Here is a 13,988-nt window from a genome sequence, read left to right on the forward strand (position 1 = left end):
ACCGTCGGCAGCATCGACAGCCGCGTGGCGGCCAGCAAGGTGATCGCCAGTGCGGCCAGGTCGGCCGGCTTGTCGGCGACGAAGTCCGGGGCGATCACCGAGATCAGCACGCAGCCCGGCGCGGCTTCCATCACCGTCACTGCGCGTTTGCTCAGTGTGCGGTTGCGCAGCGCGAGGAAACCGACAATGCGGGTCAGGTAGGTGGCGGCGGCCATCAGCACGATGGTCAGTACTGAAGTCCAGTGGATCAAGCCATTGAAGATCATGCTGCGTCCTCCGCGAGCAGCCAGGCTGCGGCCAGGCCGGCCAGTGCGCCGCTGGCCACGTACCACGCGCCCGGGATCAGCAGGTAGGTGGCGGCGGCCACGATCAGGCTGACCAGCCACGGCCGTGCTGCCTTCATGCCCTGCCACATGCCGCGCAGCAGCACCAGGAATACCGCAGGGAAGGCCATGTCGAAACCGTAGGCATGGATGTCGCCCAACATCGGGCCGACGATCGCGCCCAGTGCCGTGCAGGCCACCCAGACCGTGTACAGCCCTGCCGAAACGCCCAGGTAATAGGCCAGGCTGAAGCCGAGCGCACGGCGGCGCGCATCGGCCACGCCCATCGCCCAGCTCTCGTCGCACATGAAGAACAGCGCCGGCAGCACCCGGCGGCGCGGCAGATGCTGCAGCAGCGGGGCCAGGCTGGCGCCCATCAGCAGGTGGCGGCTGTTGACCAGCGCGGTGATCGCCACGATCAGTGCGATATGCGGCGGCGAGGTCCACAGTTCGACGGCGGCGAACTCCGAACCGCCAGCGAAGTTGAGGCCGGTCATCAGTGGCACTTCCAGTGCGCTCAGGCCCTTCTGGGCCGCCTGCGCGCCGAGCACCAGGGCGAACGGAATGAAGCCGATCATCACCGGCACGGCGGCACGCAGGCCGCGCAGGAATTCGGCACGCGGGGCGGTATCGCAGGTGTCGGGCAGGGGGAGGGTGGTACGGGCGTCCATGGAGCGGCACAACGAGGTGGGATGGCCCATGCTAGCGGTCCAATCGCGAAATCGGGTTGCGTTGATGCCACTTGATTCTGGATTATTGAAATTTCATACGGCTGAAGGCGTCAAGGGCGAAATTGCATGCAGTATCAACTCGACAACCTCGATCGGCGCATCCTCGACGCCCTGCAGCGCGACGGCCGCCTGCAGAACCTGGAGCTGGCCCGGCTGGTCGGGCTGTCGCCGTCGGCCTGCCTGCGGCGGGTACGGCTGCTGGAGGAGGGCGGCTACATCGACCGCTACGTTGCCCTGCTGAATGAGGCCAAGGTGGGCCGTGGCTTCACGGTGTTCGTGCGGGTCTGGCTGCGCGGGCAGGACGAGGACACCACCAACCACTTCATCAACAGCATCAAGTCTTTCCCGGAAGTGCTTGAATGCCATCTGATGGCGGGCGACTGCGATTTCCTGCTGCGGGTGGCGGTGGCGGACCTTGATGCCTACCGGCAGTTCCAGATGCAGCACCTGAACCGGATTGCCGGGGTGCAGAACACCAAGACCGAGATTCCGATGCAGCGGATCAAGCAGACGACCCAGCTGCCGCTTTGAGGGATGGGTGGTTGCGGCCGGGTTGCACCCGGCACCCGCGGGTAGTGCCGGCCGCTGGCCGGCAACCTCAGGCGCAACAGCAACAGCAACAGCGATTCTCCGTGGGGCGGCGGGGCGGTATGGCCAGGCAGGACACGCCGTGAACCCTTCCTTGGGGGCTCGATGGCGCCATCCATGGCGCCAACGGTCCTGCCTGGCCATGCCGCCCCGCCGCCTGACAGCTTCCGCGATCTGTCGGGGTCGGATCCCGTGCGCAGATGAACCTGTCTGCTCGGTTCATTGATTCCTGATGCATGACTGGCTCCACGGAGCCTGCCTCGGCGTCAGCCGTGGCGGCGGTCATCGCAATGACATCTGGCACCGGTACGTTTTGAGCCCGCTTGCGGGTCGCGCGCGGGCCGGGGTTCCGGCCGTGGTGCGCGTCCACTGCAGCTGCTGTCGCTGCCGAGGGTCATGTGTTCTACGTCAGGGGGCTGAATGGACACCATGCGGTCAGAACTTGGAAGGTGGCCATCGCCGCATGGCTGCTGCTGTCCTTTGCCGCCGCCGCGCAGGACGGTGTTCATGCCTACGACATCCCTGCGCAGCCGCTGGAACAGGCGGTCGAGCGCTTCAGCGTCATCAGCGGGTGGTCGGTGATGTACCCGGGCGATCTTGCCGCGGGTCGCAGCAGCCATGCGCTGCGCGCCAGCCTGCCGCCGCTGCCCGCCCTGCAGGCGCTGCTGCAGGACTCCGGCGTCGAGGCCGAGGTGATCGGCGAGCAGCGCGTGGTGCTGCGTCGGGGCATGCCCTCGGCCGCCGAACCCGGTGTTGGTGCCGAACTTCCCGAGGCCGAACGTCGGCGTCGTTATGGCGGCCTGCAACAGAGGCTGCGCGCGGCGTTCTGCGACGACCCCGAGATCGCGCCCGGCCGCTATGCCGCGACGCTGCGCTTCCGCATCGACGGCGCGGGCAAGGTGAGCGAGCCCGAGCTGCTGTCCGGCAGTGGCAGCGATCGCCGCGATGCTCACCTGCTGCAGGCAATGCAGGGCCTGGTGCTGGCGACCGAGACCGCCGCGCTGCCACAGCCGGTGACGCTGCAGATCCGTCCTTCCGGCACCGACCACGACTGTGGCGGGCGCGCGCCCCTTCCATGACTTCAAGGATTCGAACATGAGCAACGGTACGGCTGGGGCAGTTGACCTGATGGACCACCTTCTGGGTGCCTACGATGAGTTGAAGCGCCGGCTGGTGCGCAAGCTGGGCTCGGAAGAGCTGGCTGGCGACGCGTTGCAGGACACCTGGATGCGCCTGAGCGCGCGCCGTGACCGCCTGGACGCCGTGCAGAACCCCGCGGCCTACCTGCTGCGCATGGCAATGAACACCGTGATCGACCGCCAACGTGCTGACCACCGCCTGCTGAGCCTGGAGGAGGTGGATACGCTGATGGACATGGCCGACCCGGCACCCGGCCCGGCGCAGGCGGCCGAACTGGACTTCGCGCTGGAAGACATGGTCGGCCTGCTGCAGCGCATGCCCGAGCGTCGTCGCCGCATCCTGCTGGCGATCCGTGTCGACGGCCTGCAGCAGCGCGACGTGGCCGACCACCTCGGTGTGTCGCTGCGACTGGTGCAGCGTGAGCTGAAGGCGGCCCAGGATTACCTGGCCGAGCGCAGCGGGCAGGGGCGCCAGGTGCGGTTCTGAGCGACGGCATCCGTCTACACTGTGACGCCGAGCAGAACCCCGCAGCGTGCGGGTCCGGCATGAGCCCCCATGGATCCTGACGATCGCCCGCAACGCCCGTTGGATGCCGTTGAGTGTCAGGCGCACGCGTGGGTGGTGCGCCTGACCTCGGGCGAGGCGACCGCCGCCGACGGGCGCCGGTTCCGCGCGTGGTGCGAGTCCGACCCGCGTCATCGTGAAGCGTTCGGACGTGCGCGCCGGCAGTGGGAGCAGGTGCGGCTGGCCGGCGAGCAGCTGCCCGCCGCCGCGCGCCAACCGGTCGCGCCGTCGCCGGCCCAGCGCTGGAGCCGGCGTGCCTTCCTGGGCGCGGCGATTGCCGCGCCGGCCAGTCTGGTGGTGGTGGCGGCGATCCGTCCGCCGCTGGGATTATGGCCCTCGGTGACGGCGATGGCGGCCGATTTCCACACCGGCACCGGTGAACGGCTGCAGATTGCACCCTTGCCGCAGCTGAAGATCGAACTGGATACGCAGAGCAGCCTGCGCCGCCGCGCGGACGCGCAGGGCGAAGGCTTCGAGCTGGTACAGGGCCAGGCCGCGATCGAAACCGGGGCTGGTCTGCGCCTCGCGCTGTTCGCGGGCCCGGGTTGCGTGATTGCCGATGAAGGCGCAGTGCGCCTGGATGTGCGCAACACTCACGGCCAGGTACGGGTGACCTGCCTGCAGGGCAGCGCCCGCATCGAGCATCCGCAGGGGCGGCTGCAGCTGCAGCCGGGCCAGCAGACCCAGTACGACGAGCGCCTCAGTGGTGTGGTGGCCGAGGCCGTGGCCTCGGAAGTGAGTGCGTGGACCGAGGGCATGCTGGTGTTCCGCCGCGCACCGCTGCGTGAGGTGGTGGAGGAGATCAACCGTTACCGCCGCGGCAAGGTACTGCTGGGCGAATCGGCGTTGGCGCGCGCACCGGTCAGCGGTCGCTTCCGCATCGATGATCCGGATGCGGCGCTTGAGCAGCTGCGACTGACGATGTCGCTGGATCTGCGTCGCTTTCCGGGTGGCATCGCCGTCCTTGGATAGATGAAGACGCTGGCCGTGCGCACCGCGCAGGGCTGTTGCAAGCAAGGAGAAGCCAAGGATGCGCAACGAGACCATCGGTGTGCTGGATCTGCGTCGCAATCTGTCGGCGTTGCTGGAAACAACCCAGCGACGGCCGTTGATGGTGCACCGCTACGGATCGCCATGGGTGTGCGTGGTGTCCGACGCGCAGTGGCAGGAAAAGGCTGTGCTGCTGGACTTCGATCCGCAGTCGCACCCGCTGGCGATGCTGTTGCGCCTGCAGCAGCGGGTGTTGCCACTGGCTGAAACCGGTGCGTTGCCGCCTGCGGCGCTTGCTCGTGCGCTGTTGCTGATGGACATGCATGGCATCGGGGATCTGGCGCAGCTGCATGAGCAGGTGCTGCACCATCGGCTGTGGCACTGGTTCGTGGCCGGTACCCACGGTGTGATGGACAGCTGGCAATTGCCGGCGCTGCGCGTTGCGATGGGGTCATGGTGCGATGACGCGGAGATGACCGATGCGCTGGCCGCGTTCGCCGCGCGCAGCGATGTGGCGATACTGGCGCGCCGTTGCGGGGGCGACGCACCGCGACTGGAGCGCGAAGCCTGCAGGCAGATGACGCTGCGATGACGTTGGCGATGAAGCGCCACGCAGCGCACAGAGCTGCATGTGCGCTGTCGCTTCACCTGCCTTGCTGACGTCTTCTCCAGAGTACGGCGCACCACGCGTCGCGGAGCACGGGCGGCGCCGATGGCAGACAGTCGCAGGATCAGCATGCTGGAGCTGGATCGTCACCTGAGCCAGTCACTGGAGCAGGCGCGGCATACGCCATTGAACGTGCAGCGCTATGGGCACTCCTGGGTCTGGGTGCTATCCAGTGATGCCTGGGCAGATGCGGCGCGCTGGGCGGCACTGGACGGTAGTGCGCACCCACTGGTGGCGCTGCGAAAAGCCATCGATCTGCAGCTGCGGCCCTGGCCCGAAGCGGCCATGAGCCCGCTGCCGCTTGATGCAGGCGATGCGCGGCTGCTGCAACGCGCGGCCCTGCTGGTGGTCATGCGCGATCTGAATAGTGCCCAGCGCGTGTACGACGACCTGCGCTATCACCAGGCCTATCGGATGTTCATCGGCCTCGATCATGGAACAGCGTGGTCTCCGATGCAGTGCGTGCGGCTGTTGCAGGCCTGCGCGCATCCGTTGCTGCGCGGCTGCATCGACGATGCGCTGGCCAGCGTACCGCGGCATCTGTTCGAGTCTGCATGTGCACCGGCTGCGCGTGGTGCGCCCGTACAGGCACACGCGCAGCGAATTGCCGGCGGATGTTTATCGTACTGACACATGCACCGCTGACCATGGCGCAGCGGTCTCTTCCAGGATGACGAGGGCGGAACAATGGCAAGGCAGGTTCGTGGTCGCAAAGCTCCGCAGAAGGGTTTCAGCCTGATCGAGATCATGGTGGTGGTGGTGATCATCGGCATTCTTGCCGCGCTGATCGTGCCGCGCTTGATGGACCGTCCCGACCAGGCACGCGTGGTGGCGGCGCGCCAGGACATCGCCGCATTGATGCAGGCCTTGAAGCTGTTCAAGCTGGACAACGGTCGCTATCCCAGTGCCGAGCAGGGCCTGCAGGCACTGGTGAAGCCCCCGCAGGGCGGTGGCACGATGCCGGTCACGCCCTATCTGGATCGCCTGCCCAATGACCCGTGGGGCCATCCGTATCAGTACCAGATTCCCGGAACCCATGGCGACATCGATGTGTTCTCGCTAGGCGCGGACAGCAAGCCCGGCGGCGACGCCGGGAACGCGGACATCGGCTCCTGGCAGCTGTGAGGCAGGCCGATGTCAGCCCGGATGCGTTCTGTTTCGAGTGTCCGTCAACGTGGCATGGCGGTGATCGTCGCCCTGCTTGTGGTGGCACTGGTGGCGGTGATTGCCACGGCACTGCTGACCCGGCAGTCGGCGCAGCTGCGTGCGTTGCGTGGTGACCAGCTACGCGCGCAGGTGCGCATGGCGGTGGACGTCACGCTGGAGCGTGCGGCGCAGCAGCTGCGTGAGGATGTAAAGGAACAGCTGACCACGGTGCGCAGCGGGCGCTGGGCGCGCCCGTTGGAACTGCAGGCGCCGTTGCCGGTGCAGCTGCAACTGGTCGATGCGCAGTCGATGTTCAACCTGCGCAACCTGCTGGCACATGGCAGGCCTGACCCCGAGGCGCGGCGCGCGTTCATCGCGTTGTGTGCCGGGCAGGGGCTGGGTCAGGGCGCCTGCGCATCCGCCGCGGACCACATCCAGGCGCGCCTGCGCGATGGCGACATGCAGGCGCAGGCGCCGCTGCCGCGTGAATCACTGATCGAACAGGCGCTGGCCGGCGCTGACCCGGTAGCGCTGCAGGCGCTGGCGCGGCGCACCGTGGTGCTGCCGGCGCAGACCCTGGTCAACGCCAACACCAGCGACCTGCGCGTTCTGCAGGCGGTGACGCCTGCGGTCGAACCGGCACGGCTGCAGGCGCTGCTCGGTGAGCGCGACGCTGGTCATTGGCTGCTCAATCGCGGCGACATCGCCAATCGACTTCAACTGAGCAACGAACAGATGGCCGTGCTTCCCCTGGGTATCCATAGCGAGTGGTTCCTGGCCGTCGGCCAGGTGCAGGCTGACGGCAGCGCGGTTGATTTTCGCGCGCTGCTCTGGCGCGAGTACCGCGACGATGGCGTGCGTGTGCAACGCGTGTGGACGAGGATCGGCGCATGACCGTGCAGCTTCGGGTGCGCTTGCCGGCGCTTGAGTGTCTGCGCGCCGACAGCGCGGTGGACTGGGCGCAGCTGCACAAGGGCGAGGTGCTGGCTCACGGCCGCGACACGCTGGCGGCGCTGGGCCTGCGCCATCCGCAGGCTGCGGTGCATGCCTGCCTCGATCCGAACGACCTGATCCTGCTGGAACTGCAGTTGCCACCGTTGTCCGGGCGCCGTCTGCAGTCGGCGCTGCAGGGTGAGGTGGAGGCGATGCTGCTGGATGACCTGCAGGAGGTCGCGTTGGCCCACGGTGTGCAGGCGACGGACGGCACGGTTCCTGTGGCCTGGCTGGGCCAGCAGGCGCTCCTGCAGGCGCAGCAGCTGCTGGCTTCGTGTGCACTGCGGTTGCAGGCGCTGTATCCGACGCCGCTGCTGCTGCCCTGGCAGGACGGTCATGCCACGCTGCAGGTCAGCGGCGAGCACCTGCTGGTACGCAGCGGGCGCGACCGGGGTTTCGTTCAATGGTATGGCGGACGTGATGCCTGTGCGGTGATGCAGGCGTTGGCAGTGCGCCTGCAACAGGCCGGGGTGCGGGCCGTGCAATGGATCGACAGCGTACCGCCGGCGTGGCCGGACAGCCTGCCGGCCAGCGCCGTTGCGCATGAACAGCAGGCCTGTGGTCCGTTGCCGGGTTGGTCATTGCCGCTGCCCGGCGCAGGCCGTCAAGCGCCGCGACTGGCGATCGGCCTGGCACTGGCGGCGGTGCTGCTGGCTGCACTTGGCCTGCAGTGGCAGGTCTCGCGTTGGCGGATCGAGGGTGAGGCGCTGCAGCAGGGCATGGCACGGCAGTTCAGCGCACGCTTTCCGGAGGTCACCGATGTGGTGGACCCGGTGTTGCAGGCAAGGCGAGCGCTTGCGGTTCCACCGCCGACGCCGCCGTTGCCGGCGCTGCAACGTCAGATCGCCAGCACGCTGCACGCGGTTCCGGAGCTGGCGGGGCAGGTGCACAGCCTGCACTACCAAGCCGGGCAGGTGTACCTGGAGCTGGATGCCGATGCCCAGGCATTGGCCGATGATCCGCAGCGGCTTGAGCATTGGCAGCAAGCGGTCCAGGCGCAGGGCCTGCAGTTGACGCGCGAAGCCGGTGGACGCCTGCGGGTGAACGGGGCTGGACAGTGACCACCCGAACCTTGCGACTGGGCGAGGGACTGGCAGGCCTGCAGCAACGCTGGCAACGCCTGCCACCGCGCGAGCGGCTGATGCTGTGGGTGATGGTGCTGGCGCTGCTGGTGGCGGGTCTGTGGTCGTTGTGGCTGGAGCCGCTGCTGAAGCAGCGCACGCACTGGCAGGCCGAGCTACCGCGGCTGCAGGCACAGGCGCGTGTACTGGCACCACTGCTGCAGGCACGCGAGCGCCAGCAGCAGACGCAGGGGCAGCGCCCGACGATGGCCGGGTTGCGTGATGGAATCAAGTCAGCCGGCCTCGCCGACGGACTGCATATCGAAGCGCGCGACGGGCGTTGGCACCTGCAGGTGCACGCGGTGCCCGCTGACGCGCTGTGGAACTGGCTGCTGCCCGTGCTGGCCGATCCGGCCATCGAACTGCAGCAGCTGCAACTGACACGCACAGGGGATGCGAACATGCCGGCGGCACGGATTTCCGGAAACATCGTGATGGCGCTCAACGTGGGTGCCCATCCATGAGGGCGATGCGCAGCCTTGCCTGCAGTACCGCACTGGCCTTGATCGTGTGCATGGCCCACGCACCGGCGTCGGTGCTGGCGCAGGACGCCCGCGATGAGCCGGTGCAGTTGAACCTGGTCGACACCGATATCGGTGGCGTGTTGCGCATGGCCGCACGCTTCACCGGCCGCCAGTTCCTGGTCGACCCACGGGTGACCGGCAAGATGACAGTGGTTTCCGATGGCCCGGTCAGCCGTACCCAGGCCTACCAGTTGCTGCTGGGCGCACTGCGCATGCGTGGCTTCGCCGTGGTCGAGAACGGCGGCGTCAGCCGGGTGGTGCCGCAGGCCGATGCCAAGCTGTTGGGAGGACGCGTCGGCACTGGTGGTGCCGGCGGTGAGGTGACCACCCGCACCTTCGCGCTGCGCTACGAGAGCGCAGCGGCGCTGGTGGCGGTGCTGCGTCCGATGATCAGTCCGGACAATCCGATCACCGCCAATCCAGGCAACAACACCCTGGTGATCACCGACTACGCCGACAACCTGGAGCGCATCGCACGGGTGATCGCCAGCGTCGATACGCCGGCCGGCATGGACACCGATGTGGTGAAGCTGCAGCAGGGGATTGCCGTTGACGTCGCGGCGATGGTCGCGCCGCTGCTGGATGCGCAGGGCGCCGAGCCCACCCAGAAAGTGGTGGTGATGGCCGACCCGCGCAGCAACAGCGTGCTGCTGCGTTCCAGCAGCCCCGGGCGCACCCGCCTGGCGCGGCAGCTGGTGGAGAAGCTGGACCGCGCGCAGGACGAGTCCGGCAACCTGCATGTGGTCTACCTGCGCAATGCCCAGGCCAACCAGCTGGCCGGTGTGCTGCGTGGCGTGGTGGCCGGGCAGAGCGATGCAGCAGCGATGGGTAGCAATGAAGGCATCACGCCACTGCCGGGTGACGCCAATCGTTCCCCGCCAACGCAGCCGTCGCAGCCGCAGCAGGCCAAGACCGGAGGCAATGCGCTGGAATCGCAGCGCCTGGACCCGAGCCGCCGTGACCCGATCGATGCGGGAAGCACCGGCTTCAGCCAGAACGGCATCTCGGTGCAGGCGGACGTGGCCACCAACACCCTGCTGATCTCGGCACCGGAGCCGGTGTACCGCAACCTGCGGCGTGTGATCGACCAGCTCGACCAGCGCCGTGCACAGGTGCTGGTGGAAAGCCTGATCGTGGAGGTCAACCAGACCGACGCGGCTGAGCTGGGCGTGCAGTGGATGCTGGGCAATGGACGCACCTTTGGTGGCACCCACTTCGGTGGTGCCACCGGCGGCAGCGGGCTCAATACCGGCGCGCGTACCACGCTGGACGTGCTGCCCAAGGATGGCCTGAAGATCGGCGTGATCGACGGCACCATCAACCTGCCTGGTGTCGGCCAGATCCTCAACATGAAAGCGCTGGCCAACGCGCTGCAGAGCAAGGGCGGCGCCAACATCCTGTCCACGCCGAACCTGATGACGCTGGACAACGAGGCAGCCAGCATCATGGTCGGCCAGACCGTGCCGTTCGTCAGCGGCCGCTACGTCACCGACGGCGGTGGTGGCAGCAACAACCCGTTCCAGACCATCGTGCGCGAGGACGTGGGCCTGAAGCTGCGGGTGCGCCCGCAGATTTCCGAGGGCGGCACGGTGAAGCTGGACATCTACCAGGAAGTCAGCAGCATCGACGCGCAGAGTGCCAACAGTGCCGCCGGCATCATCACCAACAAGCGAGCGCTCGATACCAGCGTGCTGCTGGACGATGGCCAGATCATGGTCCTGGGTGGCCTGCTGGAGGACAACGTCAGCCATGGCCGTGATGCGGTGCCGGGCCTGGGTAGGATCCCGGTGCTGGGGGCGCTGTTCCGCAGTGATACGCGCAAGCGCTCCAAGACCAACCTGATGGTGTTCCTGCGCCCGCACGTGGTGCGTGACCCCGCCGCCGGCCAGCGCCTGACCCGCGACCGCTACGACTACATGCGCAACGCGCAGGCCAGCGCGCAGCCGGTACAGAGCTGGGCATTGCCGGCGCTGTCGGCACCACAGCTGCCGCCGCAGGACCTGTCTGTACTCGGCCAGGGCAATGCGCGCGACGGGCAGGGCCAGCCGCTGCAGAACACCAGCCTGGCAGCGTTGTATCCGGCCGATGACGGCAATGCGCAGCTGGTGCAGTTCGCGCAGGGGCTGGACCCGGCACGTGCCAGCCAGGGCGTGGCGCAGGTGCGGGCACTGGGCCTGCAGGCCTATGCCGAAGCGACGCCGGGCGAGAGCGGGCAGCGCCTGCGCGTGCGACTGCCGCGCGATCCGGCGACGCTGGACCCGGCATTGCAGCAGCTGCGCGGGCTGGGCTACACGCCGGAACTGGTGATCGGGCCGTGAGCGCCGCCGCGCCGCTGCCGTACGCCTGGGTGCGCAGCCATGGCGTGATGCTGTCCGAGGCCGGTGGCGAACCGGTTCTGCTTGGCACCGCCGACACCGCGGCGTGGGCCGTGGCCGAGCTGCGCCGCCGGCATGGCCCGCTGCCGTTTCATGCGCTGGATGCGGCGACCTGGCAGCGGCGGCTGGGTGAGCAGTACCGTGACGGCGGTGATGCCGCTGCCGTGGTCGGTGCCGCCGAAAGCGAAGTCGACCTGGACCGGCTGATGCAGGACATGCCGGAGGTCACCGATCTGCTGGATGCGCAGGACGATGCGCCGGTGATCCGCATGATCAATGCGCTGCTGGCACAGGCTGCACGCGATGGCGCCAGCGATCTGCACATCGAGCCGTTCGAGACCCATTCGGTGGTGCGCTACCGGGTGGACGGCACGCTGCGCGACATGGTGCAGCCCCGGCGCGCACTGCATGCGGCGCTGGTGTCGCGCATCAAGATCATGGCCCACCTGGACATCGCCGAGAAGCGCCTGCCGCAGGACGGGCGCATCGCGATCCGTGTGGGCGGCCGGCCACTGGATATCCGTGTCTCCACGGTGCCGACGGGGCATGGTGAGCGTGCTGTGCTGCGCCTGCTGGAGAAGGATGCCGGCCGGCTGCAGCTGCAGCGACTCGGCATGGCCGATGACACCCTGGCCACGTTTACCGGGTTGATCCGGCAGCCGCACGGCATCGTGCTGATCACCGGGCCGACCGGCAGCGGCAAGACCACGTCGCTGTACGCCGCACTGGGCCAGCTCGACAGCAGCACCAGCAACATCCTCACCGTGGAAGACCCGGTGGAGTACGACTTCGCCGGCATCGGCCAGATCCAGGTCAACGCGCGCATCGGCATGAGCTTTGGCACCGCGCTGCGCGCGATTCTGCGTCAGGATCCGGACACCATCATGATCGGTGAGATCCGCGACCTGGAGACCGCACAGATTGCGGTGCAGTCATCGCTGACCGGCCATGGCGTGCTGGCGTCCCTGCACACCAACGATGCGATCTCGGCGGTGACCCGCCTGGCCGACATGGGCGTGGAGCCGTTCCTGCTGGCTTCGTCGCTGCGCGGCGTGCTGGCGCAGCGGCTGGTGCGGCGGCTGTGCACGCAATGCCGGCGTGCCGAGGTGGATGGCGACGGCCGTACCGTGTGGCGCGCGGTGGGCTGCGCGGCCTGCGCCAACAGCGGCTATCGGGGGCGAACCGGCATCCACGAGCTGTTCGTGGTGGACGATCGCGTGCGTGCGCTGATCCATGAAGGGCAGGGCGAGCCCGCCCTGCGCGAGGCGGCGGGGCGTGCCGGCATGCGGACCTTGCGCCAGGACGGCCAGCGTTGGGTCGACAGCGGGGTGACCACGCTGGAAGAGATCCTGCGCGTCACCGGTGACGACTGAGGCGACGATGGCACTGTTCGATTACCAGGCCGCCAACGCGCAGGGCCGCATCGAGAAGGGCCAGCTGGACGCCGACAGCCCGCGCGGAGCGCGCCAGCTGCTGCGCGGGCGCGGGCTGACCCCCGTGCAAGTGAGTGCGGCGCGCAGTGCCGGCAGTGGTTGGGGGGCTCGCCGGCTGTCCGCCAGCGAGCTGGCCTGGGCTACGCGCCAGCTGGCCAGTCTGCTGGCCGCCAGCCTGCCGTTGGAAGGCGCATTGAGTGCGGTGATCGAGCAGGCCGAGCGCCCGCACGTGGCCCAGGCACTCACCGCGGTACGCGCCGACGTGCGTGCCGGCCAGCGCCTGACCATGGCATTGGCCGCGCGGCCGCGCGATTTCCCACCGATCTATCGGGCACTGGTGGGGGCAGGTGAAGACTCCGGCGACCTGGCGCGAGTGATGGAGCGCCTGGCCGACTACATCGAAGAACGCAACGCGCTGCAGGCCAAGGTGCTGACCGCCTTCATCTACCCGGCGGCGATCAGCCTGGTATCGGTGGCGATCGTGATTTTCCTGCTCAGCTACGTGGTGCCGCAGGTGGTGACCGCGTTCGTGCAGGCGCGGCAGACGCTGCCGATGCTGACCCAGGTGATGCTGGCGGCCAGCGCCTTCGTGCGCAGCTGGGGCGTGTGGGTGGGGCTGGGCATCGCTGCGCTGGTGGTGGCCTGGCGGCTGGCCCTGCGCCGGCCCGAGCTGCGCCTGCGCTGGGATGCGCTGTTGCTGAGGGTGCCGATGATCGGGCGCTTCGTGTTGGGCGTGAACAGTGCGCGTTTTGCCTCGACGCTGGCGATCCTGCTCGATGCCGGCGTGCCGCTGCTGCGTGCACTGGAGGCGGCGCGGCAGACCCTGGGCAACGTGCTGCTGGCGCGTTGCGCCGACGACGTGTCCGCGCGCGTACGCGAAGGCGCCGCATTGGGCTCTGCATTGAAAGTACAGAAGGTGTATCCGCCGATCCTGGTGCACCTGGTGGCCAGTGGCGAAAAGACCGGTTCGCTGGCGCCGTTGCTGGATCGCGCTGCGCAGACGATTTCGCGGGAGATCGAGCGTCGCGCGATGGCGCTGACCGCGCTGCTGGAACCCACCATGATCCTGGTGATGGGCGGCGTGGTGCTGACGATCGTGCTGGCGGTGCTGATGCCGATCATGGAAATGAACCAACTGGTGCAGTAGATCCACGCCATGCGTGGATGGATCACCAGACGCGCGGCATGGGCGGCACATCCACGCATGGCGTGGATCTACTGACAGCTGGATTCCTCCACACAATCCTCCACACCTTTTTCTGATCTTCCACAGGTTTCTTAAGCGGCCTGTCATCGGCGCGGACCAGCATGGACACGTCGCCGCAGAGTGGGCTGGGAGGCCCTCGGCGGCAGCAGGCGTGTAGTGACCGTTCCTCCCTTGGTGTTTCCCTTC

At 68.1% G+C, this 13,988-nt stretch carries 15 protein-coding genes; 13 read left to right on the top strand and 2 right to left on the bottom strand.

Annotated features, from left to right (window positions below; genetic code table 11):
• Nucleotides 1-266: AzlD family protein (locus N5D45_RS00005; RefSeq protein WP_279938343.1), on the bottom strand; the 266-nt coding region annotated here is incomplete at its 3' end.
• Nucleotides 263-994 carry an AzlC family ABC transporter permease gene (locus N5D45_RS00010; RefSeq protein ID WP_057503720.1) on the bottom strand — a complete coding sequence of 244 codons (732 nt, stop codon included), beginning with the start codon at nt 992-994 and terminating at the stop codon, nt 263-265. The genes N5D45_RS00005 and N5D45_RS00010, both read right to left, overlap by 4 nt.
• Nucleotides 995-1,120: 126 nt before the next feature.
• On the opposite strand from N5D45_RS00010, the gene N5D45_RS00015 reads away from it, so the two are divergent.
• The 13 genes from N5D45_RS00015 to gspF all read left to right on the top strand — a co-directional run bounded on the left by N5D45_RS00015 (nt 1,121) and on the right by gspF (nt 13,742).
• Entirely contained in the window at nt 1,121-1,585 is a 465-nt protein-coding gene (locus N5D45_RS00015) for an Lrp/AsnC family transcriptional regulator (protein WP_005413654.1), read from the top strand.
• A 455-nt stretch (nt 1,586-2,040) separates the two neighbouring features.
• Nucleotides 2,041-2,721 (top strand): STN domain-containing protein, encoded by a 681-nt coding sequence (locus N5D45_RS00020; RefSeq protein WP_043396252.1) that lies wholly within the window; start codon nt 2,041-2,043, stop codon nt 2,719-2,721.
• A gap of 16 nt (nt 2,722-2,737) precedes the next feature.
• Entirely contained in the window at nt 2,738-3,268 is a 531-nt protein-coding gene (locus N5D45_RS00025) for a sigma-70 family RNA polymerase sigma factor (protein ID WP_019337777.1), read from the top strand.
• 69 nt (nt 3,269-3,337) lie between these two features.
• A complete protein-coding gene (locus N5D45_RS00030) occupies nt 3,338-4,318 on the top strand; it encodes a DUF4880 domain-containing protein (protein ID WP_279938344.1) in 981 nt (326 codons plus the stop codon).
• A 58-nt stretch (nt 4,319-4,376) separates the two neighbouring features.
• Complete coding sequence (locus N5D45_RS00035; RefSeq protein ID WP_049409471.1) at nt 4,377-4,928, top strand: hypothetical protein; 552 nt, start codon at nt 4,377-4,379, stop codon at nt 4,926-4,928.
• A gap of 144 nt (nt 4,929-5,072) precedes the next feature.
• On the top strand, nt 5,073-5,633 hold the full coding sequence (locus tag N5D45_RS00040; RefSeq protein ID WP_227199361.1) for a hypothetical protein: 561 nt from the start codon (nt 5,073-5,075) through the stop codon (nt 5,631-5,633).
• Nucleotides 5,634-5,690: 57 nt separating this feature from the next.
• A complete protein-coding gene (gene gspG, locus N5D45_RS00045; RefSeq protein ID WP_164191067.1) occupies nt 5,691-6,128 on the top strand; it encodes a type II secretion system major pseudopilin GspG in 438 nt (145 codons plus the stop codon).
• Between the two features lie 9 nt (nt 6,129-6,137).
• Complete coding sequence (gspK, locus tag N5D45_RS00050) at nt 6,138-7,043, top strand: type II secretion system minor pseudopilin GspK (protein WP_197657047.1); 906 nt, start codon at nt 6,138-6,140, stop codon at nt 7,041-7,043.
• Complete coding sequence (gspL, locus tag N5D45_RS00055) at nt 7,040-8,203, top strand: type II secretion system protein GspL (RefSeq protein ID WP_164191072.1); 1,164 nt, start codon at nt 7,040-7,042, stop codon at nt 8,201-8,203. Before gspK ends, gspL begins: the two co-directional genes overlap by 4 nt.
• Nucleotides 8,200-8,727 (top strand): type II secretion system protein GspM, encoded by a 528-nt coding sequence (gspM, locus tag N5D45_RS00060; protein WP_057502757.1) that lies wholly within the window; start codon nt 8,200-8,202, stop codon nt 8,725-8,727. The genes gspL and gspM overlap by 4 nt, the downstream gene beginning before the upstream one ends.
• Complete coding sequence (gene gspD, locus N5D45_RS00065) at nt 8,724-11,105, top strand: type II secretion system secretin GspD (protein ID WP_164191075.1); 2,382 nt, start codon at nt 8,724-8,726, stop codon at nt 11,103-11,105. The genes gspM and gspD overlap by 4 nt, the downstream gene beginning before the upstream one ends.
• Entirely contained in the window at nt 11,102-12,535 is a 1,434-nt protein-coding gene (gene gspE / locus N5D45_RS00070) for a type II secretion system ATPase GspE (protein ID WP_057502759.1), read from the top strand. The genes gspD and gspE overlap by 4 nt, the downstream gene beginning before the upstream one ends.
• A gap of 7 nt (nt 12,536-12,542) precedes the next feature.
• Nucleotides 12,543-13,742 (top strand): type II secretion system inner membrane protein GspF, encoded by a 1,200-nt coding sequence (gspF, locus tag N5D45_RS00075; protein ID WP_057502760.1) that lies wholly within the window; start codon nt 12,543-12,545, stop codon nt 13,740-13,742.
• Nucleotides 13,743-13,988 lie beyond the last annotated feature (246 nt).

Source organism: Stenotrophomonas sp. GD03819 (genome assembly GCF_029841665.1).
GTDB classification, from domain to species: Bacteria; Pseudomonadota; Gammaproteobacteria; order Xanthomonadales; family Xanthomonadaceae; genus Stenotrophomonas; species Stenotrophomonas geniculata.